Source organism: Candidatus Lernaella stagnicola (genome assembly GCA_030765525.1).
Lineage (GTDB): Bacteria > Lernaellota > Lernaellaia > Lernaellales > Lernaellaceae > Lernaella > Lernaella stagnicola.
Genome location: JAVCCK010000002.1, coordinates 85355 through 106173 on the forward strand (window position 1 = coordinate 85355; position 20819 = coordinate 106173).

19 protein-coding genes are annotated in these 20819 nt (G+C 58.7%); 12 read left to right on the forward strand and 7 right to left on the reverse strand.

The features are described 5' to 3' along the window. Positions 1-2: 2 nt before the first annotated feature. The 4 genes from P9L99_00390 to P9L99_00405 all read left to right on the forward strand — a co-directional run bounded on the left by P9L99_00390 (position 3) and on the right by P9L99_00405 (position 5221). Entirely contained in the window at positions 3-785 is a 783-nt protein-coding gene (locus P9L99_00390; GenBank protein MDP8221788.1) for a hypothetical protein, read from the forward strand. 12 nt (positions 786-797) lie between these two features. After that, positions 798-1964, forward strand: a complete 1167-nt coding sequence (locus tag P9L99_00395) for an acyl-CoA dehydrogenase family protein (protein MDP8221789.1) — start codon at positions 798-800, stop codon at positions 1962-1964. 126 nt (positions 1965-2090) lie between these two features. Continuing rightward, a complete protein-coding gene (locus P9L99_00400; protein ID MDP8221790.1) occupies positions 2091-4076 on the forward strand; it encodes an aldehyde ferredoxin oxidoreductase family protein in 1986 nt (661 codons plus the stop codon). Between the two features lie 194 nt (positions 4077-4270). Beyond that, positions 4271-5221 (forward strand): FRG domain-containing protein, encoded by a 951-nt coding sequence (locus tag P9L99_00405; protein ID MDP8221791.1) that lies wholly within the window; start codon positions 4271-4273, stop codon positions 5219-5221. A 99-nt stretch (positions 5222-5320) separates the two neighbouring features. On the opposite strand, the gene P9L99_00410 is transcribed toward P9L99_00405, so the two are convergent. After that, a complete protein-coding gene (locus tag P9L99_00410) occupies positions 5321-7171 on the reverse strand; it encodes a glycoside hydrolase family 3 N-terminal domain-containing protein (protein ID MDP8221792.1) in 1851 nt (616 codons plus the stop codon). A 124-nt stretch (positions 7172-7295) separates the two neighbouring features. Here P9L99_00410 and P9L99_00415 point away from each other — a divergent pair, with 124 nt between their 5' ends. The 7 genes from P9L99_00415 to P9L99_00445 all read left to right on the forward strand — a co-directional run bounded on the left by P9L99_00415 (position 7296) and on the right by P9L99_00445 (position 15543). After that, positions 7296-9071, forward strand: coding sequence for a hypothetical protein (locus P9L99_00415; protein MDP8221793.1), 1776 nt, complete (start codon positions 7296-7298; stop codon positions 9069-9071). Positions 9072-9256: 185 nt separating this feature from the next. Further along, positions 9257-9826, forward strand: a complete 570-nt coding sequence (locus P9L99_00420) for a hypothetical protein (GenBank protein MDP8221794.1) — start codon at positions 9257-9259, stop codon at positions 9824-9826. A gap of 53 nt (positions 9827-9879) precedes the next feature. Next, positions 9880-10380 carry a cellulase family glycosylhydrolase gene (locus P9L99_00425; GenBank protein MDP8221795.1) on the forward strand — a complete coding sequence of 167 codons (501 nt, stop codon included), beginning with the start codon at positions 9880-9882 and terminating at the stop codon, positions 10378-10380. A gap of 9 nt (positions 10381-10389) precedes the next feature. Beyond that, positions 10390-11439 (forward strand): cellulase family glycosylhydrolase, encoded by a 1050-nt coding sequence (locus P9L99_00430; GenBank protein ID MDP8221796.1) that lies wholly within the window; start codon positions 10390-10392, stop codon positions 11437-11439. Between the two features lie 229 nt (positions 11440-11668). Next, positions 11669-12817, forward strand: a complete 1149-nt coding sequence (locus P9L99_00435) for a hypothetical protein (protein ID MDP8221797.1) — start codon at positions 11669-11671, stop codon at positions 12815-12817. A gap of 59 nt (positions 12818-12876) precedes the next feature. Continuing rightward, positions 12877-14457, forward strand: coding sequence for a hypothetical protein (locus tag P9L99_00440; protein ID MDP8221798.1), 1581 nt, complete (start codon positions 12877-12879; stop codon positions 14455-14457). 186 nt (positions 14458-14643) lie between these two features. Then, the gene (locus P9L99_00445) at positions 14644-15543 is read left to right on the forward strand and encodes an alpha/beta fold hydrolase (GenBank protein MDP8221799.1); all 900 of its coding nucleotides are present in this window, start codon (positions 14644-14646) and stop codon (positions 15541-15543) included. 18 nt (positions 15544-15561) lie between these two features. On the opposite strand, the gene P9L99_00450 is transcribed toward P9L99_00445, so the two are convergent. The 3 genes from P9L99_00450 to tsaA all read right to left on the reverse strand — a co-directional run bounded on the left by P9L99_00450 (position 15562) and on the right by tsaA (position 18022). Continuing rightward, on the reverse strand, positions 15562-15744 hold the full coding sequence (locus tag P9L99_00450) for a hypothetical protein (protein ID MDP8221800.1): 183 nt from the start codon (positions 15742-15744) through the stop codon (positions 15562-15564). Positions 15745-16247: 503 nt separating this feature from the next. Continuing rightward, positions 16248-16661, reverse strand: coding sequence for a NifB/NifX family molybdenum-iron cluster-binding protein (locus P9L99_00455; GenBank protein ID MDP8221801.1), 414 nt, complete (start codon positions 16659-16661; stop codon positions 16248-16250). Between the two features lie 11 nt (positions 16662-16672). Next, a complete protein-coding gene (gene tsaA / locus P9L99_00460) occupies positions 16673-18022 on the reverse strand; it encodes a tRNA (N6-threonylcarbamoyladenosine(37)-N6)-methyltransferase TrmO (protein ID MDP8221802.1) in 1350 nt (449 codons plus the stop codon). Here tsaA and P9L99_00465 point away from each other — a divergent pair. Then, complete coding sequence (locus P9L99_00465; GenBank protein ID MDP8221803.1) at positions 18010-18180, forward strand: hypothetical protein; 171 nt, start codon at positions 18010-18012, stop codon at positions 18178-18180. The two genes, tsaA and P9L99_00465, sit on opposite strands and share 13 nt — an antisense overlap. A 60-nt stretch (positions 18181-18240) precedes the next feature. On the opposite strand, the gene P9L99_00470 is transcribed toward P9L99_00465, so the two are convergent. The 3 genes from P9L99_00470 to P9L99_00480 form a co-directional block, all read right to left on the reverse strand. Continuing rightward, on the reverse strand, positions 18241-18840 hold the full coding sequence (locus P9L99_00470; protein ID MDP8221804.1) for a DUF169 domain-containing protein: 600 nt from the start codon (positions 18838-18840) through the stop codon (positions 18241-18243). A gap of 73 nt (positions 18841-18913) precedes the next feature. Further along, the gene (locus P9L99_00475) at positions 18914-19222 is read right to left on the reverse strand and encodes a 4Fe-4S binding protein (GenBank protein MDP8221805.1); all 309 of its coding nucleotides are present in this window, start codon (positions 19220-19222) and stop codon (positions 18914-18916) included. A gap of 164 nt (positions 19223-19386) precedes the next feature. Beyond that, positions 19387-20799, reverse strand: a complete 1413-nt coding sequence (locus tag P9L99_00480; protein ID MDP8221806.1) for an FAD-dependent oxidoreductase — start codon at positions 20797-20799, stop codon at positions 19387-19389. Between the last annotated feature and the right edge of the window lie 20 nt (positions 20800-20819).

Here is a 20819-nt window from a genome sequence, read left to right on the forward strand (position 1 = left end):
TGATGGGCGGCTTCACGTCCAAGATTCTGCAGGGCGGGCAGGCGGCGGGCGCGGGCCTCATGGCGGCGGGATTGGCCGGCGCCGGTGTCACGGGCGCGCCGTACGTACTCGAGGGCTCCCACCTCAACGGCGGCTTCACGCAAATCACGACGGGCAACACGCGCACGCTGGACCGCATCACCGCGGGTCTCGGCGAATCGTTTTCCATCAGCGACATTTACTTCAAGCCGTACACCGCCTGCCGCCACACGCACGGCAGCGCGCAAGCGGCGTTGTTATTGGCGGCCGAAGAATCGTTCGCGCCCGCGGACATCGAGAGCATCGACGTGAAGACGTACATGATCGCCGGGATCGCGGTCGGCAAAGGCGTGGACGAAAACAGCTCGTTTGTCGGCGCGCAATTTTCGATCCCGTACGTCACGGCGGCGTGCCTGCTCGACGGCGACATGGGTCCCGCACAGTTTCGCCAAGCACGACTAGCCGATCCGGAGCTTCTGGCGTTGACGCGGAAAGTCCACGTGCAGCCCGATGAAGAACTGAACGACATGTACCCGCAGTTCACGGCCAGCCGCGTCGAAATCACGCTGACCGACGGCCGGACGATCGCGCGCCAGATCGACGCGCCCAAGGGCGACCCGCGCGACCCGATGACGGCCGCCGACCTGACGGAAAAACTGCGGCGTTTCGCGCCGGTGGATAAACGGGGCCGTGCCGATCAGGTCGCCGCCGCCGCCCTCGCGCTGGACGCCTGCGATGATATTCAAACCTTTACCGGGATGATCTAGAGGGGAACTTCCATGGATTTTTCATTGAGCGACGAACAACAGCAGATGATCGATATGCTGCGCAACATGGGCCGGCGTGAGAACTTCAAGGAACTGGCCGCCGAGATCGACCGAACCGGCGAGTTCCCTCGCCACCTCATGACCAAGTTCGCCGAATTGGGCTTGGTCGGCATGACCTTGTCGCCCGAGTACGGCGGCGGTGGGCAGCCGGGCATCAACGCGGTGTTGGCCATCGAGGAACTGGCCAAGTTCAGCCCGATGATCGCCGCGCCGGTGTTCGAGTCGAACGTGGGGCCGGTGAAGGTGATCAACAATTTCGGCACCGAGGAACAAAAACAAAAAATCATTCCCGGCGTGTGCAAAGGTGAGTTGAGTGTGTCGGTATCGATGACCGAGCCGGGCTCCGGGTCGGACTTGGTGTCACTATCCTCCCGGCTCACGCCCGATGGCGACAACTTCCGACTCAATGGGCGCAAGACCTTCATCACCGGCGGCGAGGAAGCCAGCCATTACTTCATTTACTGCCGCTTCGGCGACAAGGCGGGCTACGGCGGCATCGGCGGCGTGATTGTCGAGAAAGACGCGCCGGGCTTCACCTTCGGCCGGCAAGAAGAGTTCATGGGGCTGCGCGGCATGCCTTCGTGCGACCTGATTTTTGAAGACGTGCCGGTGCCGAAAGAGAATGTCGTTATCCAAGCCGGCCAATTCCGCGAACTGATGACCACCTTCGACCTGGAGCGTTGCGGCAACGCCGCGATGTGCTTGGGCGTGGCCGGAGCCGCCCTGGAGGAAGCGCGAAAATACGCGACGGAACGCGAAGCGTTCGGGCGGCCGATCTGCGAATTTCAGGATATCCAATTCAAAATCGTCAACATGGCGATGAAGCTCGATGCCGCGCGCTTGCTGGTCTATCGGGCCGCCATCGGCGCGGGGCGCGGCTTCCCCTCGATGTACGAATCGGCGATGGGCAAATGCTTCGCCAACGAGATGGTGGCCGACGTCACCAACGAAGCGATGCTGGTGCTGGGCGGCTACGGTTACAGCCGCGAGTTCCCCCTGGAGCGCATGCACCGCGACGCCTTGGCATGGCGAGTGGCCGGGGGTACCGTGCAGATGCTGCGCATCACGATGGCGTCTATTCTGTTCGCACGGCGTTTCAACCAAAAAGCGGGTGGTTGACGACGCGCCTGCCTCGCTGAAATGTAGCTGGAAGCATGGAAACGAGGATCGGGCAATGAGCAATAAGGCGATAACGAGATTGTTCGTAAACGGGTTTGCTGCGGGCGAGCCCCAAGGAGCGCGACAATGACTCACGGAGCCATGGGCAAAGTCCTTTGGGTGGATCTGACCACCGGCACGTTCACCGTCCAACAGATCGAGGACGAAATCTACGAGTCGTATCTCACCGGCGTCGGCCTCGGCGTGCGATTGATGTACGACCGTATCCCGGCCGGAGCCGATCCGCTCGGCCCCGATAACGTGCTGGGGCTGACCAGCGGCATTTTGTGCGGAACCGGCGCACTGTTTTCCGGGCGCTGGATGGTCATGGCCAAGAGTCCGCTGACCGGCGGCTGGGGCGACTCCAACTGCGGCGGCAACTTTGCCCCGGCGATTAAAAAAGCCGGCTTCGACGCGATTTTCTTCACGGGCATCAGCGCCAAGCCGGTCTATCTGAAAATCGTCGGCGATGACATCTCGCTGGTCGACGCGTCGCACTTATGGGGCATGGACACCATCGAAGCCGAGGCCAAGTTGATCGCCGAAGTCGGCCCAAAAGCCAAGGCCATCGCTATCGGGCCGGCGGGCGAAAAACTCAGCCTGATCTCGGGCATCGTAAATGACGGCGGCCGCATCGCGGCGCGCTCCGGCCTGGGCGCGGTGATGGGCAGCAAGCGCCTCAAGGGCGTGGTCTTGGCGGGCACCGCCCCGATCAAGGGCGCGGACCCGGCGAAGATCAAGAGCCTGAACAAGGAATTCCTCAAATGGTTCCGCAAAGGCGCGGCGCTTGAAAGCGTACTGTCGGCGGGCTTCCTAAGCCAATTCGGCAGGTTGCAGCGGGTTTTGCCGGTGAGCATGGCGGTAGCGCCCGAACTGTTCAAAACCGTGCTGAAGAAATTCGGCACGATCAGTGCCAACGTGTTGTCGTCGCAAAACGGCGACTCGCCGGTCAAGAACTGGAAAGGATCGGGCACCGCGGATTTCCCCATCGGCACGCACGCCGGGAAACTGAATCCGCAAAAAATCATCGACCGTGAAACGAAAAAGTACAAATGTTACTCGTGCCCCCTCGGCTGCGGCGGCGAGGTAACGCTCAAGGGCGGCGGCACCGGCCACAAACCGGAATACGAAACCACCGCCGCCTTCGGTTCGCTGCTGCTCAACAACGACATCGAAGCGCTCTTTGAAGTCAACGAATTGCTCAACCGCGCCGGGATGGATTCGATTTCGGCCGGCGGCGCGGTCGCGTTTACGATCGAGTGCCTCGAACAGGGCGTGCTGACCAAGAACGACGTGGACGGCCTCGACCTCGACTGGGGCAACTCGGAGGCTGTCCTGGCGCTGATCAAAAAGATGATCGCGCGCGAGGGTATCGGCGATCTGCTGGCCGATGGAGTCAAAATCGCGGCGGAAAAAATCGGCAAAAACGCCGGACGCTTCGCCATGCACGCGGGCGGCCAGGAACTGCCGATGCACGATTCACGCTTCGACCCCGGATACGGCGTCTGCTACACGGTCGAACCCACGCCGGGCCGCCACACCAACCACGGGTATCAGGTGATCGACCTGCTCGGGCTGCACGAAGTGTTTCCGGGCCTGCCCAAAATCAAGCACGTATCGTTGGTCAAATCCAAATACGACCCCACCGACCGGTGGATTCTGCAGGTCGCGGCCAGCAAGTACATACAACTGTTCAACGCGGCCGGCGGCTGCCTATTCGGCGCGCAATTGGGCGGACATCTACCGATCATCGGCTACCTCAACGCGGCCGGAGGTTGGAACCACGAACCGGACCATTACCTCCAAATCGGTGAACGCATCCAGGCGCTGCGGCAAGCGTTCAACTTCAAACACGGCATTCAACCGATCACCGATTACGCCCTGCCCCCGCGCGCGACCGGGGCCGAACCGCTGACTACCGGGCCGATGAAGGGCGTCACGCTTGACATGGACCGTCTGCGCACCGATTTCCTGAAGGGCATGAGGTGGGATCCGCAAACCGCCAAGCCGACCAAAGCCGCCCTGGCCGACCTCGGGCTGGCCGACGTAGCCGAGGAGATCAACGCGCCCTAGCCAACGCTGTTGTGGCGCACGGTGGCGCGAGTTCTCTCTTCCGTGCATCGCCAAATTAGAGTTCTCGGTCGCGGGTTCGATTTCCATCCGCTTTCGCCAGATGCTTATCAGGGGCTGTTGTTCTCATGGGACAATAGCCCTTTATTAATGGTATAAATAAATCAACGAATAAGATTTTATTGGGGAATCGGCCAATGACAGAAGACAACGAAAAACAGTGCTTCCGCGAAAAGCACTTTGGGAAAAACGTGGAAGATTTTCTCAAATTTCTTTTGCCATCGCGGGAGGAGTGGAGAGGGAATAATAAAAATATTCCGGAACCGGAGAAATGGCTTTTTCGCGGCCAAGGGCTTGATGTGCCTCCAGTCCCATCTGCTTTGCGGCGCAATTCATACGGTAAACTGATATATTTTTGTCTAGAACGGGCCGCGGCGTATCTAGAAAAAACCAGAAAACGACCGCTCGACAAAGAAGAAAAGTTCAGCGATGAAGCGTTTCACGTCGGAGCTGAATACGATTTTCTGCGGGATTTTTTAAAAGCGGCGGATTGGCAAGGAAGACAGCTCATTGGTTACACGATGGAGTTCAGAGACTCCTTTTTGAAGCCCGAAAAAAGAGACGAGTTCATGAAGAGGCCGGTGAAGTGGCCGAGTGATAACCTTCTTGAATTACTCGCTCTGGCGCAACATTACGGTGTTCCAACCCGTTTGTTGGATTGGAGCGAGCGAGCGCACATTGCCGCCTACTTCGCGGCATCGAGTGTTGTAAACAGTTGGGATCAGAAAGAAAACGAAAAGATAAAAGTTGTTATATGGGCGTTAAAATGGCGCGATCTGGGATATCCAATCAAAGTGATTCGCCCAACGATGGGAACGAACCCCAACCTCGCCGCGCAACGCGGAGTTCTTACGTTATTCCGCGAGAATGACTTTTTTAAGAAATTGCTCAAGAGAAAATGCAATTCCAATAAAGATAAGGGAAATGTAGTCTTGTGGAAAATCACGTTGGACAAAGGCGTTGCAGGAGAGCTTCTTCGTGACTTGTATGATATTGGTATCCACGCCGGGTCGATATACCCCACGTTCGACGGCGCGGCGAAGTTCGTTATGGAGCGTCGATTCTGGCCCGATCACGATGAAAATTAAGCTCACCAATCCGGGCCCACAGGGCCACTTTGGACAAGCGGCGAGTAGCCGTCTATTAGCCAATAAAAAGTAGCCAATTCACTTTTTCCGCTCCGGCGGTCAATCGTAGTACGCGCTGTGCCCCGCTTCGTGAAGTCCCGGCAGCGTAACGGGTAATCTGCCCAACGGTTCATGCCCGCCGAAGAGCGTTTCCGCCGCCAATTCCTGGGCGAGGTCGCGGAAATTGTAGACGGCTAAGAACGTGGACGCGTCCGGGAAGGAAAGCAGGTCGAAGGGTGTGCCGAACGCCAGTATCACCGTCGGTTTTCCCAGCGCGAGAACGTCGCGGACCATTTGCGACTGCGCCGGTTCGTAATGAGCGTTGTAGGTGCCGATGACGACCGTTTCGACGGCGGGGTCGGCGGCACGGAGAACCGCGTCATCCAACAACGAGGGCAAACTGCCGGGTACAAACTCCGTGCGTTGGGTCAACGGGGCGATGGCCGAAACCTGCTCGGCGAGCGTCGTGCCGGCAAACATGGCGAAACCGGAAGCCGGGTCCGCCAGCATGGCGCGCATCGGCGAAATCACCAGCAACCCGTTCCCGTCGGTCGCCTCAAGCGGCCAAAGGCCCTCATCGTTTCGAACCAGGGTGATCGAGTCGGCGATGGTTTGCGTCGCCAGTTGCCGGTTTTCCGCCGTTGCGTTCAAGGCTTCGGCACGCTCCGGATCGGTGAACGGCCTTTCGAACAGGCAGTACTTTTGCTTGTGACGAAGAATTCGGGCAATGGATTCGTCAAATTGGTCCGCCGGAATTTCGCCCGCCCGAACCGCGTCGGCGATGTTGCCGACGATCCGCTCCGCGTCCTGATACGTGGCAACCTCAAACACGTAAAGCAGCAGATCGGCGCCGGATTTTACCGCCAGCACTTCCTTGGGCATGCCCCATTCGTGTTGGAAGGGCGGCATGCCCATGTCGCCGGTGGAAATCAAGCCGTCAAAACCGAGTTCGCCGCGTAGATAGTCCAGTTTCACCTGGCTGGAAAGAGCGGCCGGCAGTTCCGGGTCCAGCCCGGCGAAGATAACCGGAGACACCATGACCATGTCCGCGCCCGCCTCGATTGCCGCGATAAAGGGCGCCAAATGAGTTTCCACCAATTCGGATTTGGTCAACGTACACGTAGGCGATTCAGCATGCGTGTCTTCCCAGACGCAGCCGCCGCCCGGGAAATGTTTCATCGCCCCCAGCATCAACTCACTTTGAAAACCTCGAACGGCCGACGGCGCGTGGCGGCTGGTCAACTCGGCGCTTTCGCCGAACGCCTTGGTGAAAAGCCAGGCGGCGGCAGGGTCGACGACCAGATCGAATTCGGGAGAATACGCCACGTTCGCGCCGAAGGCTCGCGCCTCCCGCCCCATCATGGCGTAGATGTCGAAGGTGGCGTCGGGGTCATCGAGCGCGCCCAAGGCCATATTTCCGGGGCCGTCGGTGCCGCCCGTCAGGCTTTGCCAGGCCTGTGTGGTACCGCCCTCTTGATCCACCGAAAAGAGCAGCGGGATCGCGTGCTTGCCGCTCAGTGCCGTCTCGTTGAGTTCGTTCACCAACTCCGACATCGTCGCCGGGCCGGGAAACAAGGCGTTCACGGTCTGCAGAAACACGCCCCCGATTCCCAAATCGCGTACGAGGTTTGTGGTTTTCGCGGGTATCCAGAAAGGAAAAGCCTGTTCGCCCAGGACGAGCATTTGGGCGGCCTTTTCCTCAAGAGTCATCTCTTCGAGCAGCGCGGAAATCGCGGCCTCATCGACCTCACAAAACGGCGGCGAGAAATCGTCGTTGTCGTCATTGTTGTTATCGTCGTCGTCATCGTCGTCGGCCGGGCTGTCGTGTTCGTCGTCATCGCTGTCAACGCATGACGCCCCCGCCAGGACGATGGCGAAAATCACGACGAAAATCACGGGCAGCCATTTCATGATATACTTTTTTAGTTGCGGTTAACACTTGCTCGACGGCATACTTCCAACGTGCGGATCGCTTGTCAATGTGGCTGGTTTCCCATTCTTATACGTGCCGCGCGCGAGCCGAAGGGGTCCTCCAATGAAGTCGGTTCCTGTTTTCCTGGCGTTATTCTTGGTCGTGTTTCTCTCGTTCTTCTGCCTCTCCTGTGGCGACGATGACGATGACGATTCATCGCCGGATTCCGCGGGTGGCGACGACGACGATGACGATGATAACGACAACGACGACGACAATAACGACGACAATGACAACGACGATAACGATGACGACGATGACAACGACGATGATGACTCCTTCGGACACTTGATTCCCGGTCCGAGCGAGGAAGGATACGACGCGGACCTCGAAGCCTTGGCGCGGATGTACGATCGCCAGTTCCACGCGATCAACGCATACAGTGCCGCCATGAACGCCGATGTCGTGGTTCCCGTGGATAACGTCGAAGACCGCGAGCTGGTTCGAGCCTTTCTTCAGGATTCAGACGGTTGGGATTTCGAGACCTACAGCGGCAGCGCGGTGTTTGACGTCGTGACCGATTTTCAAAGTTCGGTTGGCTTGTACGGCGGTGTCGGAATCGCCGCGGACGCCTACCGATACGGGGTTCTGCGCGACCAGGACTACCCGGAAGACGAATTGGATCTAGCGCGCGAACACCTGGTCGCCGCGTTGGAGACCATGCATCTGGCCACGGCAATAACCGGCGTGCCCGGGGTGATCGCCCGCGCTGTGCAGCGCATGGACGTCCCCATGAATCCATGCGAACCCGTGCCCTTGTTCGACCCGTACGGCAATCCACTGCCTGAGGTGAAAGACAACGGCACCTGCCGCGCGGATAATTCCGACGGCCTTTATCCCGACTGGCAATGGACCGACTCGTGCAGTCGCGATATGTACATCGGCTGGATGGCGGCGTTCGGCGCGGCCTGGGAAGTCATTAAGGACGATGATTCGATCGACGAGGAGATCAAGGATCGGCTGCAGGAGGATGCCTTAAGGATCGGCCTGGAACTCAAGGTCGTACGTCCCAGCGGTTACGATCTGGAAATCATCGACGCGGACGGCCGCACGACCTATCACGGTTACATGAACGAAAACAATTACGACCGCCTCTATTTGCCTTTCATTCCGATCAAAAACGGCATGTACAGTCTCATGGCGTTGGGCAGTGTGGCGGCCCTGGCGTACGTCACCGACGATCCCGAACTGCAAAGCTATTTGTATGACACGTTGATTGGCGACCGGAAACTGGACCTGATCGCTCGACACAACCAGATAGGGATCGACCTTTGGATTCAAACCAATTATTCGTCCGTCAATATGGCCTTCATGGGGGCGATCCTGGCCGCCCGTTACATCGAGGATGAGGCGGCGTTGGACAATGTTCGGTATGCGACCGAGAAACGGCTATACGACAAGCCCGGTTGGCTGCGACAGCCCGCCGAACAGGGCCAAAGCCTCTACGATTTCATCACGGCTTCCGCAGTCGCCGGGTCGACCGCCTGGGACTCGATGTCACAGTTGCCCGACCCCGAAGCGATGGCCAACGGTATCAATACGCTCAAAGAATTTCCGACACCGCCGTTTTGGGAGCGCGAGCTCATCAACTGCGACGAAGACGAAATTCAAAGCGGCCATTGCACGCTGGAGGATGGAACCGAAGTGACCCTTCTGGGCTACGTGGGGCGCGGTGACAAACTCGTATCGCGCGAGCCGATCCCCATGCGCACGAGGCCGCCGTCCAATTACTTCTGGCGAACCAATCCGTACGAACCAAACGGCGGCGGAAACGGCAGCCGCCTGATACCCGGTGCGGATTTCCGCTATGCATACTGGCTGGGGCGCTGGTCACAGTAATCGGTTTCGCCGCTTCCCCGACGACCACGCCAAGAGCTTCGTTTTTCGGACGGTTTCTACAAGCGCGATTTCGATTCGATGTGTCGGTGCTTGGCGCTGGGCGTTGATCCCGCCGACGGATTTAATGGTAGGCTGTGGTCGATAAAAGCATTACAGAAAACCACGAATCCACCGCGGAGGAAACCATGAACGGGGCGAAATGGTTAACTGGTTTGGCGCTCGTTTGCCTGTTTTTGTTTGTCTTTTCGGCGTCTTGCGACAGAAATAACGGCGATAACGACGAAATCGGCGACGACGATAGTGTCGACGACGACACCGGTAATGACGACGACACGGGCAACGACACCGGTGCGCTGCCGGAAGGACCCGGCGGATTCGATCCCGACTATCGCTCATCACCCGCTTTTTTTACTCAAATGGACGGCCTATTGCTCGGCGCGGAAGGCATCAAAGTACAAATTTGGTATTCGGCCAACATCGAGCCCCTCATCGGTTTGAACAGCTTCACTACGCCCCTTGGCACCACCGCGATTCAGGAAGTCGACACCAATAATGACAATACGGTCAATGTTGTCGGCGTGATGGTGAAAATGGACGACGGCTACGATCCGGAAAACAACAACTGGTATTACGAAACACGCGACCCCGACGGCACGCTGCGCCTGTCGCCGCCGCCCGGCCGCACACAAAGCTGCATCGACTGCCACCGCGATTTCATGGCAACCGACTACCTCGGCGGCACGCAACTTCGCTGAGGCGGATGCGGCCAAAAGGCATCCGAAGCCTATGATTCCAGGAGACAAACACGATGGCCCTTGCTCGCAAAATCACGTTGCCTGTCCTTTTGCTCATCCTTGTGCTTTGCCTGATCGCGCTTGCCGGATGCGGCGACGAGGATGACGATGACGATTTCGCGGCCGACGATGATGATGACAATGATGACGACGATGACACAACCCCGCCGGGACCGTTCGATCCACCCTGGCTGCAGGCGCGCATGGGTGATCAAGCCGGTATTTTTGATGAACTGGGCCGGCAGGTTCTGTTGCGGGGCGTCAACTTTAACCACCTGGGCGACTACTTCGAAACCGATCCTTCCCTGCCGACCGTATCCGAGCTGAGCGCCGAAGATTGGGACGATGCGGCCGCGCTGGGCCACAACGTCGTGCGACTGGTCACGACCTGGTCGGCCTGGGAGCCGGACCGCGACCAGATCGACATGGCCTATTTGGACCGCGTTCGCGCCGCCGTCGAAGAAGCCAAGGCCCGCGACATGTACGTGGTCATCGACATGCACCAGGATGCCTAGTCCAAATTCGTGTTTACCCCGGCCGACGAGGTGTGCCCGCCGGGTAGCGGACATCAAAAAGGCTGGGATGGTGCTCCTCTTTGGGCCACTTTTACCGACGACCAACCGACGTGCAATTCCGCCGGCGGTCGCGAAGCATGCCCCGCCGTAAAGCGCGCCTGGGAAAATTTCTACGCCAACCGTGAGGGTGTTCGCGATGAACTCGTGGAACTGTGGGGCTTTATTGCCGCCGAATTCGCTTTCGACTCGGGAGTGGCCGGTTTCGACCTGCTCAACGAACCCGGCAGCGGCGACAGTCTGATCAACACCTTCACCGGTTTGACCCAATTGACGCGAGACGCAATTGCCGCCATTCGTCAGGCCGAGGCGACGGCCGGCGCGCCGGGCCATATCATATTTTTTGAGCAGGGTTATGCCGGAATGCCGGTGGCTTTCGACTTGGGAGACGACAATCTCGTCTTCGCGCCGCACAACTATGCCGAGTCCATCGGCCCCTCTTTCGACGGCCTGCTCGAATTGATGTTCCTTTACTACAACGTGATGAGCAGACTCTACGCCGCCCCGCTGTGGATCGGTGAGTACAACAAGTTCAGCGACCAAGAAAGCAACGACGCCTGGCTCACCCGTTACGCCCAGTTGGAAGATCAATGGCTGCAAGACGGCGGTACCTGGTGGCAATGGGAGCAAGAATGCGGCGACCCGCACAACACAATGTGGCCGCCGACGCCGGAATGGCTTGAAGAGCAAGTCGAGCGATGCGGCGATGCGCGTTTCGATATTCGCGTGTGCATGAATCGCGGTTACCCTCGCGCCGCACCCGGTCGTTTGACAAGTTTGAATGCCGTTCCCTGCGATGGGCCCGTAAGCGTGGCTGGAACGACCGGGCAACCGGGCGAAGCCGACTTGTGGGTACCCTCACAGTCGGAAGACGAGCCCGTCGTCACCGGAACGGGCATCGGTGCTTTCGACGCCGTGAAAGTGGTTGGTGGCTGGCGTGTGTTCGTGGCGGTGGATGGCGACTATGCGATCGACGTGAGTGTTGAGCAGAAAAACCAATGAACACGAAGCTGTTGGTCAAGTTGCGTTAGCGTTCCCTGCGCCGAATCCAGGCCTCCAGGAAGTAACCCACACGTGCGACGAAATCTGATCGCAATATGCAGCGACAGGATTACCGGGAAAGACAAGGGCGAGAATTTCACGTACGATGACGACCGTAAAAATCCGTTTGCCGGCCGAAGCCGGCGACGCAAAAGGCTTCCCGAGCCTTTGATTCCGGGAGAAAGAACCGATGACCCGTTCCCGCAAATTCACTTTTCGCGTCCTGTTGCTCATCCTGTTGCTTTGCCTGATCGGGCTTGCCGCGTGCGGCGACGATGATGATGACGACAACAACGATACCGCCGTCGATGACGACGACGACAACGATAATGATGACGACAATGATGACGACAATAACGACAACGACAACGATGATGACGACAATAACGACGACGACAATGACGACGACGATACTCCCGCCCTGGACCTTGACTGGATAAAATTCGACGGGACACCCGCCCCGGATTCGGCGATTATGGCGGCCATGGCCTACGATGAAATTTATCAGCAGGTTGTGCTTTTTTCAGGCGGAACAGGGCTGAATCGGGATACATGGCTCTGGGACGGATCTGCGTGGAGCAAGGCCGATCCCTCCAAATCCCCAAGCGCTCGGATCGGCCATGGAATGGTCTACGATTCCAAAAGCCACCAAGTGGTGCTTTTTTGCGGAATCGGCCTTCTCTTATACCCCAACGACACCTGGACCTGGGATGGCGCCGATTGGACGAAAATCGACACAAATCATACGCCTCCAGGGCGGGCCAATTTTGGCATGGCCTACGATCGCTTGAGGGAAAGAACCGTGATTTTCGGGGGCTGCACGGGGAATCCCTGCGCAACACCCCTGGACGACACCTGGGAGTTCGACGGCGTCGATTGGCAGCAGGCCACGCCCGCCACCATACCCGATCCCAGAATTTCTCCCTACATGTTCTACGACCGGGTTATGGAAAAAACGATTCTGTTCGGAGGTTACGGGGGTGGGGAGAAATCCGACACATGGGCTTACGACGGGCAGGATTGGGAACTTTTATTGGATGGTTCTACCGATAGCCCCACGCCCAGAAGCGCCGGCGCCGCCGCCTACGATCCTGTTCGACAAAGAGGGCTGATTTTCGGAGGCGAGGGCGGCTATATGACCTTCCTCGATGAAACATGGCAGTGGGACCAGGCCGGATGGCGGCTGGTCGAAACCGACACCGCTCCGCGCAAAAGAAACCAGACCTGCGGCGCATTTCATACGCAAGCCGACCAATTCGTGATTTTCGCCGGATGGTTCAGTACTGAATTTATTCCCGTTATTTTCAAGGACACATGGTTGTTGGAGGAGAAGCCATAAGCAAAGAGCAACCTGTTTTTTGGAAATATTTCTTCCACTGATTCCAGGAGAAAGAACCGATGACCCATTCCCGCAAATTCACTTTTCGCGTCCTGTTGCTCATCCTGTTGCTTTGCCTAATCGGGCTTGCCGCGTGCGGCGACGATGATGATGACGACAACAACGATACCGCAGTCGATGACGACGACGACGACGACGACAACGATGATGATGACAACGATGATGATGACGATGATAACGACGATGATAACGATGACGACGATACGACTTTCGACGACCTGTATCTGGCGCCCTGGCCGCAGGAAAACATCGAGCCGGCCGACTACGACGAAACCGTCCCGGCCGGCGATGGCCGTCTCAAAGCCGAAGCCTACGACGAGTTTCACCTCGATTGGCATCAGCCGTACTACGGCAGCACCGTCGGCACCGTAAGATTCACCGACGAAACGCGCGCTGAAGTGCTCTACTACGGCGACTTCGGCGATAGCTGCATTTGGACGGGCACGTACGTTGTCAGCCAGTCGTTGCGCTACCACGTAACCGGTGACGCGCAGGCCAAAACCAACGCGATCCGCGCCGTCACCTCACTGGACAGGCACTTGCACGTCACCGGGCGGCCGGGATTCATCGCGCGGTATGTCGCCACCCGAGATGAGTATATGTACAACTTCTACGGCGGCGACGAATGGTGCGACGCCGATGAAAACTGCCACCACGTCGAAACCGGCGCCTTCACCGGCGACTGGTGGGACGGCAACACAAGCCGTGACCAGTACACCGGGTGGTTCTTCGCCATGGCGACCGCTTACGACCTGATCGACGACCAGCCCACCCGCGAGATGATCCGCGACGACGTCACCGAAGTGCTCGACGAACTGATTTCGACCAATTGGTGGATCACGGACGTCGACGGCCGACCGACGACCCGCGCACCGAACGTCTTGAGCACGCAGCAGCTCACCTGGTCGCTTATCGGCTACCATCTGACCGGCGAGGCTCGTTTCAAAGCCGAAGTGGAGAACTGGATCGCCGACGACAAACGCCTCGCGCTGCGCCTGGGCAACATCACCTTCATGAACCGTTACGGCCAGTATTACGGCAACAACCTCGGACACCAGAATTTCTATTCGCTGCTGCGCCTGGCCCAAGCGTACTTCGGCCCCGAAGACATGGACTTTTTCCGAGGCCTGTTCGACTCGCAGATCCATTCCTTCACCCGGCTTTCGCACAACGCCTTTTTCAACGGCATCCACATGGGCCAAGGCATTTACGAACCCGACCCCGGTGACGATCCTTATCAGGATCAGCTTGAGCTGGATCTAACTGATTTCCGCGACGCACCCAACTGGGTGTATTTCGTCGATCCGCCCGACAACGAACTGGACCCGGTGTCCGTGTTTCTTGACGACCTGATGACACAGTTCCCGTTCCTGGCCGAGATCATGGGCAATGTCGATCCGCAATCGCTTGAGGCGCACCCCGTCTTGGAGCAATGCTCAACCGACTTCTTGTGGCAGCGCAACCCGTTCCGGATCGAGCCGTGCGGCTCCGATGATCCCAGCGTAACCCGGCCGGGCGTCGACTACCTCGTCGCGTATTGGCTGGCCTCGTACCACAAGTTCATTGACAAGGGTTTCTAACGCCGGCGACAAACAACGCCATCGGTATTGAGCCCGGGATTTACCTGCAGAAGAATCCTCGATGTTCGGCCTGCATCTTGTGTATTCTAACAGCGGCACGGTGGCGGTTGTATACGTGAGGGTCGACAGTCTCTTCCTTTAGAAGGGCGACTTGTTCTTGAAGGAGACCGAGGTGAATCGATGGAAATGATCGGCAAGGCTCATGAGACCACGGTCCGCGACACCACGATCACCTGGGGAGAGATGGGCGATGGCTATCCGCTCGTGCTCCTGCACGGCATCCTGGACTCTCACCGCGCCTGGAGGCGGGTGGCGCCCCAACTCGCCCGGCACTTCCGCGTCTTAATGCCCGACCTGCCCGGTCACGGCTACTCCGGGCGGCCCGACGCGCCGTACACATTGACCTGGTACGCCGATGTGATAGCTGCCTGGATGGAGGCCGTCGGCGTCGAGAAGGCGCATATCTGCGGTCACTCCTACGGCGGCGGCGTCGCCCAGTGGATGGTGTTGGAACAGCGGGAACGGATCGACCGTTTGGCGCTGGTGTCGGCGGGCGGTCTGGGGCGCGGGGTTGCGCCGGGCATGAGGTTCGCCACCTTTCCGATGCTGGGGCCGCTACTCACACCCTCGGTGATGCGCCTCGCCCTTCCCACTTTTCTGCGGCTCACGCCCGCCCTGTTCGGCTACATGGAACCCGAGGAGCAGGAACGGTACATCGCGATGAGGCGTATCCCAGGTTCCGACATGGCGTTTCGGCGAACGGTCGGAGAGGTCATCAACTTCTTCGGGCAGTACATGCAGACCATCCAACGGGTCGACGAAGTTGAGGAAATGCCGCCGGTCGCCATCTTTTGGGGAGCGAAGGACCCCGTCATCCCGGTTCGCCACGGCAAGGATGCCACCGCCCAGTCGGAGGGCATCACCCTCACCGTTTACAAGGGGTGCGGTCACAGTTGCCACCTGGACGCGCCGGAGCGCTTCGCCACGGACCTGACGGATTTTCTGCTGGACCCCAACCGGCGACCCGCGCGCTTTCTTGCATCATCCCGGAAAACGTGGCTCAAGAGCCTGTTCGGGCCGCGTTAGTGATCGATCGGTCTATTCCTAGTCCTTTTTCCTGTAGACGTTGAGCCCAACCTTTTTGTCTTCAGCCCCCTCGATGGACACGTTGCCCCCCGTGGTGGCAATGATGATCGTCTTGCCGGAGGCAGACGGCCCGAATTCTTTGCTCACGTCCACCGTGATGGTCAGGATATCGCCTTCCAGTTTCATTTCTACGTTCTTCATGCCTTGTCATCTCCTTTGCCGCAATGGTTGTTGGATTGAACGTATCGTAACAGACGGAGCCGATGTAAACCAGGAAATGAACTCCGCTCTTGGCGAATCATTTCGCCCGAACACTGCCCCACTTTCGTTGCGGAGCCGGCGGTCTCCCAGGAACTCTTCGCTACATTCCCGGCTCGGATCAGTCGATGGGCGTGGTGACGGCGTAGAATGCCGCAAGCTATCGGGAGGCCCGAAGCGTAGGCCGAGAATCATTGGTTTCAACGCGAGACAAAAGTACGATTCGCTCGTGCAACCATGATTATGTGGAGTCGGGTTCGGGAAGTTTGGCTTTAACGAGGGGCGGTGCGACGCCCCTTCCCCGGCAGTAAATCGGGGGCGGATTCTCACAATGACTGGTACCGTAACTGGGGGCAGGTCACCGGGACAACGTACGACTCTGGTTTGGAGCAGCGAGATTGCAAAGTTTCCTGCCCCCCCAAAAGCCGAGCTCTAATGGGAATCGCTCATGCATCGAGGCTTAATTCCCGGGTTTCGACCGATCGTGCGGCGCTTTGTCGTTGGGCAACCATGCGCTCAATCTCGCGAAATGACTTCTGGATCAGCCGGAGCGCCTCGACGACCGTTTGCGCCTTGACGACAATCGGCTCGTGCTTGGTGTTGGCTGCGATACGTCGAAAATTGGGGCTGTCTTTGTTGGCGATAAAGACGTCAACGTCGCTCAAGATGCCAATGATCATCTTCATCTTTTCGCCACTGGCGTGTTCCATGTCGATGGCTACGTTGGTTCGGGCGTCGATGAATTTCGCGTCACGCTGCGCAAACACGTCGTAAATAAAAAACTCTCCGGTATCCCCCATGTGGGTCGGCGCGATGTGGACACCATCGTTACTACCAATACATACACGCAGTGCGTTCATTATCTCTCTCCTCAAGAAACTCGGTCTGATTTAGGGTCGAGAAATAGCCTCAACGCATTGGGATAAGCCGTCGAAAACACCTTTTGACCCAACCCGACGCCCGCATCCATCGCGTTGGTCGCTTCGGGCATTTGGGTGACGTAAACCGGCGACAGTGCCGCCAATATCGCTGCGCCGGTTGGCGTAAACAATTCCGCACTCACCGGTCCGGCGGCGTGCGGAATCTCATACTGTTCCAGGATCGCGCGCGTGGCCGGTGCCGGAACCGGAAGGCGGCCGTGCGAAGTCGGCGGTGTTTGTCCGCCCCCCACCCGAACCGGGGCGACACAGGTGACGCGTTCGAGATCCACGGCCAGATACTGCAACGCCCACGCAGCGCCGACCACGTCGACCAGGATGTCCTGCGCTTCGTGAAGTTGCCCGCCACCCGGGTGCGCGTGTGGCTCTCCACGCCGGTGCAATTCAAGATGGTCACTACCGGCGAGCCAGCCGTCGTTGCCCCGCCCGACATTTTCGAACGAATCACCCGGATCGCCATCGAGCGATTGGATATAGGGCTTGATGTCGAGAATTGGTGTGCCGTCGAACAGATCGAGCGAATCGGTGTAAAGGCGCGCACCTTCGATTCGCCTCAACCGGACGCGGGTCAAGCCGATGGGGCTCGGGCGGTTGGGGGAACGCGTGGCGAACAAGCCGTAGCGGCGAGCGTCGTTCTTCCATGGCGGCCGCAGCGACATGCTGTAACCGGGCGAGCGTTCCAGGTAAGACAAAACAAACACGTGCGAAAAGGAATCGAGTCCGGCGAGACCGGCGGCAAAATCGGGCTCGATTTCGATAAAGAAATTCTCCGCCCCCGATTGGTTCTCCGTGGATGGTTGATACGGCGCCTGCTCGTGATAGGGAGTGTGCGCGGTGCCGACGGCCGTCAACCCGATCGTATTCGAGTCATTGTTCTGCACCGGACCGAGAATGTCGTGGGCAACGCGTTCGGCCCGGCAAAGGATCGCCAGCGCGCGATGCGCGAACCCCGCGTACCCGCCGCGTATGTCGGTTTGCCGCAACGCCTCTTCCAAATGATCGGGCGCCTCGGCAATGGGCATCGGCGAAGTCGACACCGCGTCCACGGTGATTTGTCTCGCTCGTGCGCCGTCGTCCACGTCCCCATGTGCGACTTTGACTCGGGCGTCGCCCAAAAACGTCGCCGCCGTCTCCATGGCCGCGATCGTATCTTTTTCCGGCGCCCCCAGCGCCAGCAGCGCCGCCGCGAACATGTCGCCGGCCATGCCCATGCTCGGCTCGATCCAGAGTCGACGCCGGGGCGTCGGGCCGCGCCCAGGTGAATCCTCCGATGGTGGCGGCATCCGACGGTTGCTCATATTTCCTGTCTCACCGCGAGACCCTGCGCAAACGCGGTTTCGATGTTGGCGGGATCGAAGGCGTCGCCGATCACTTGGAGCTTGCCGACGAGGCGACCGGGGGTTGGCCGATCACTTTCGGATTTGCGGCGCGCCCGCCGTGATTGCTGTTGAATTATGGTTTTTGCCTCGCTCGTTTTTGGTTGCCTACAGCGCACCGTTTTTCACGACACCAGTTGATTCGCCATGGCCGCCGGAAGGCCGACAAACATACGGTCACGCGTCAGGCAACCGCCGTCGCGCGATGTGTCGCAACCCAGCGCTATCGTCATGTCTTGCTTTTGCAACGCGCCAACGATCACGGTGCCGCAGATAGAAACGACGCTCGAAATCTCGGGTTGGAAGCTCTTTTCGAAGCGAGTCTGGTATGCACGCACGACGGCCATAACCTGGTCCGGTTGCAGGCGCGCGACCCAAACTTCCGGGTTGTCTTGAATCCCGATGCCGATGGATCCGGCTTCTACCTCGCAATGCGGGGTCCGTTCGACAACTTGCTCGGCATAGGTGCGCGAGAAACCGTGTTGCTTGATCGTCTGCTCGACGATGCCCTGTTTGTTTTCACCGCCGCAACCAAAGGCGAAACGCGCCCCGACGCAGGACAGTTCGCGGGGCTTGAGCAGGACCTTCCCGATGGAGGCGGTTTTTAGCGCCTCACAGACATTGGAAACCTGCGGACAATTGAAATCGTCCTTGCACGCTACGTCGAGTCCGAATATCGAAATACCGAACCAACGACCTCCGAATTTTTCCTCCAACGGTTTCATTTTCCCGACCTTCACCGAGTTGAAAGATGACGCCTAAAAAAACAAGGGAGAAACCGAACATCCGCCGCTGCCCTCATTTCCACCAAGACATGAACCGACTGCGAGTGCGACCGCGGTGTTGTTCGCCATGCTTTTCCGTTCCCTTCCTGTACCCGGTGGTGGTTCCGGAATCGGAAGTGGGTGCCGGGGGCGACACCACCGCTTGCGGGGTCTCGTCGATGGACAGTGCCTGGGCGCGACATTCGGCGACGCATGCGGCACAAAACAGGCAATCCTGGTGGCTAATGTGCGCGATGGTGTCGACGGTGATGGCCTCGACCGGGCAGACCCGCGCGCATGCTCCGCAACCGGTGCATTGGCTTTCGTTCACGATGATTTGCATTTCCTCGGGTTCCTTTCTTCTTTCGTCGCCGGTCACGGAAAACCCGGCTTCATCAAAATATCAGTCCCACCAACCGGTGCCCGCGCGGTGCCCATCCGAAATGGCTTTCGCGGTCCTTGGTCGGTTCGTTTCGCGTTCCTCTCTTCGCGATCGTGTGACGCTGTTCACACCACGCCAACCGCTTTTTCCGCCGCTTCAACGATGGCGTTTTTGGCCGGGAAAAACGTTTGCCACGGCTGCGCCGAGTAGCTGAATTTCGCCAGATCGGCAGCGGTCAATTTGGTTTGGATGGCCAGGGTGATCAGGTCTATTCGCTCCGCAACACCTTCAGAACCGACGACCTGGCCGCCCACGATTCGGTGGTTGCCTTTCCGAAAAATCAGTTTCACGCGCACGTCGCCGGAGCCGGGCATCATCGGAAAACGAGTCTTCGAAGCGCCATAGGTTGCGTAGACATCCATGCCGCGCTTGGCAGCCATCGTTTCGGAAAAGCCGGTGCCACCGACACGTACCTTGCCGGCGATCGTGATTGCACCATTGAAAAACCCGTCGTAGGCCGCCTGCTTGCCGACCATGTTCAGAGCGGCAACTTTGGCCATCGGCACGGCGTTAGTGGCGAGTTTGCCGCCGATCGTGCCGCCATCGATCGCCGAGTGAAACTGCGTGCAATCTCCCGCGGCCCAAATCCCGGGGATGTTGGTTTCCATGCGCGAGTCGACGACAATTCCGTCTTTGTCGGTCTCGATGCCAGAACCGGCGACCAACGCGATGTCCGGTCGCATACCGGCGGAAATGATGACGAAATCCACGCCCTCTTCCAAATCGATCACGGTGCCGTTACTCAATTCAACGGCAGCGACCGCGGTATCGCCGTGGAAGGCCTTGAGCCCGGTTCCGAGATGCAGATGAACGCCGGCGTCGCGCAATTCCTTTGTGATCGGGTCGCTCATGTCCGGGTCAATCAACATGGGCAACGGATGGTCCATGATGTCGACGAGGTGCACTTCGACGTTGTGAGTGCGGTAGGCCAATGCTTGTTCGAGCCCGATGGCCCCCGCGCCAATGACCACCGCTTTTTTCGCGCCGGTGTGCATGTCGGTGGGTTGATCGTCATAGCATTCGGCATCGCCGGTCAGCGCTTCGATGACCTTCGTGGCGTCCGCAGCGGTCTTGACGGTAAAGATGTGGTCGAGTTCGACGCCCGGCACCGGCAGAACAAACGGCGTGGCTCCAGTGGCCAACAGCAGTTTTTTGAATTCGATCGCGTCCCCGTTTTCGAGGGTGACCACACGTTTTTTTACGTCCAACGCGACCGCTTTTCCCCGCACCAGCTTTGCGCCGACCTCGGTAATCAAAGTGTCGCTTTTTAGAGTCTTGGACAATGGGAAAAGTCCTTCAATCGCATACGGAATCGCGCAATAAACCAGCGAATGCGGTTCGGGACGTACGACCAGTACGTCGGCGTCGGGCTGGTGGTGTTTGATCAAGCGGGCGGCTTGGATGCCGACTGGGCCGCCGCCGATAATCAAATGCTCGACGTGCCGCGTTGCCGGTGCTTCGACGAATTTCACTTCCATGAATTCTCCTCGGTTGCCTT

Excerpts from the sequence above, each read along its gene's own strand:
- P9L99_00435 (MDP8221797.1), top strand. The coding sequence starts at position 11,669 with ATGACCCGTTCCCGCAAATTCACTTTTCGCGTCCTGTTGCTCATCCTG.
- P9L99_00405 (MDP8221791.1), top strand. The coding sequence starts at position 4,271 with ATGACAGAAGACAACGAAAAACAGTGCTTCCGCGAAAAGCACTTTGGG.
- P9L99_00465 (MDP8221803.1), top strand. The coding sequence starts at position 18,010 with ATGGTGGCGGCATCCGACGGTTGCTCATATTTCCTGTCTCACCGCGAG.
- P9L99_00480 (MDP8221806.1), bottom strand. The coding sequence starts at position 20,799 with ATGGAAGTGAAATTCGTCGAAGCACCGGCAACGCGGCACGTCGAGCAT.
- P9L99_00395 (MDP8221789.1), top strand. The coding sequence starts at position 798 with ATGGATTTTTCATTGAGCGACGAACAACAGCAGATGATCGATATGCTG.
- P9L99_00445 (MDP8221799.1), top strand. The coding sequence starts at position 14,644 with ATGATCGGCAAGGCTCATGAGACCACGGTCCGCGACACCACGATCACC.
- P9L99_00410 (MDP8221792.1), bottom strand. The coding sequence starts at position 7,171 with ATGAAATGGCTGCCCGTGATTTTCGTCGTGATTTTCGCCATCGTCCTG.
- tsaA (MDP8221802.1), bottom strand. The coding sequence starts at position 18,022 with ATGCCGCCACCATCGGAGGATTCACCTGGGCGCGGCCCGACGCCCCGG.
- P9L99_00390 (MDP8221788.1), top strand. The coding sequence starts at position 3 with ATGGGCGGCTTCACGTCCAAGATTCTGCAGGGCGGGCAGGCGGCGGGC.
- P9L99_00470 (MDP8221804.1), bottom strand. The coding sequence starts at position 18,840 with ATGAAACCGTTGGAGGAAAAATTCGGAGGTCGTTGGTTCGGTATTTCG.
- P9L99_00400 (MDP8221790.1), top strand. The coding sequence starts at position 2,091 with ATGACTCACGGAGCCATGGGCAAAGTCCTTTGGGTGGATCTGACCACC.
- P9L99_00440 (MDP8221798.1), top strand. The coding sequence starts at position 12,877 with ATGACCCATTCCCGCAAATTCACTTTTCGCGTCCTGTTGCTCATCCTG.
- P9L99_00450 (MDP8221800.1), bottom strand. The coding sequence starts at position 15,744 with ATGAAGAACGTAGAAATGAAACTGGAAGGCGATATCCTGACCATCACG.
- P9L99_00420 (MDP8221794.1), top strand. The coding sequence starts at position 9,257 with ATGAACGGGGCGAAATGGTTAACTGGTTTGGCGCTCGTTTGCCTGTTT.
- P9L99_00415 (MDP8221793.1), top strand. The coding sequence starts at position 7,296 with ATGAAGTCGGTTCCTGTTTTCCTGGCGTTATTCTTGGTCGTGTTTCTC.
- P9L99_00475 (MDP8221805.1), bottom strand. The coding sequence starts at position 19,222 with ATGCAAATCATCGTGAACGAAAGCCAATGCACCGGTTGCGGAGCATGC.
- P9L99_00425 (MDP8221795.1), top strand. The coding sequence starts at position 9,880 with ATGGCCCTTGCTCGCAAAATCACGTTGCCTGTCCTTTTGCTCATCCTT.
- P9L99_00455 (MDP8221801.1), bottom strand. The coding sequence starts at position 16,661 with ATGAACGCACTGCGTGTATGTATTGGTAGTAACGATGGTGTCCACATC.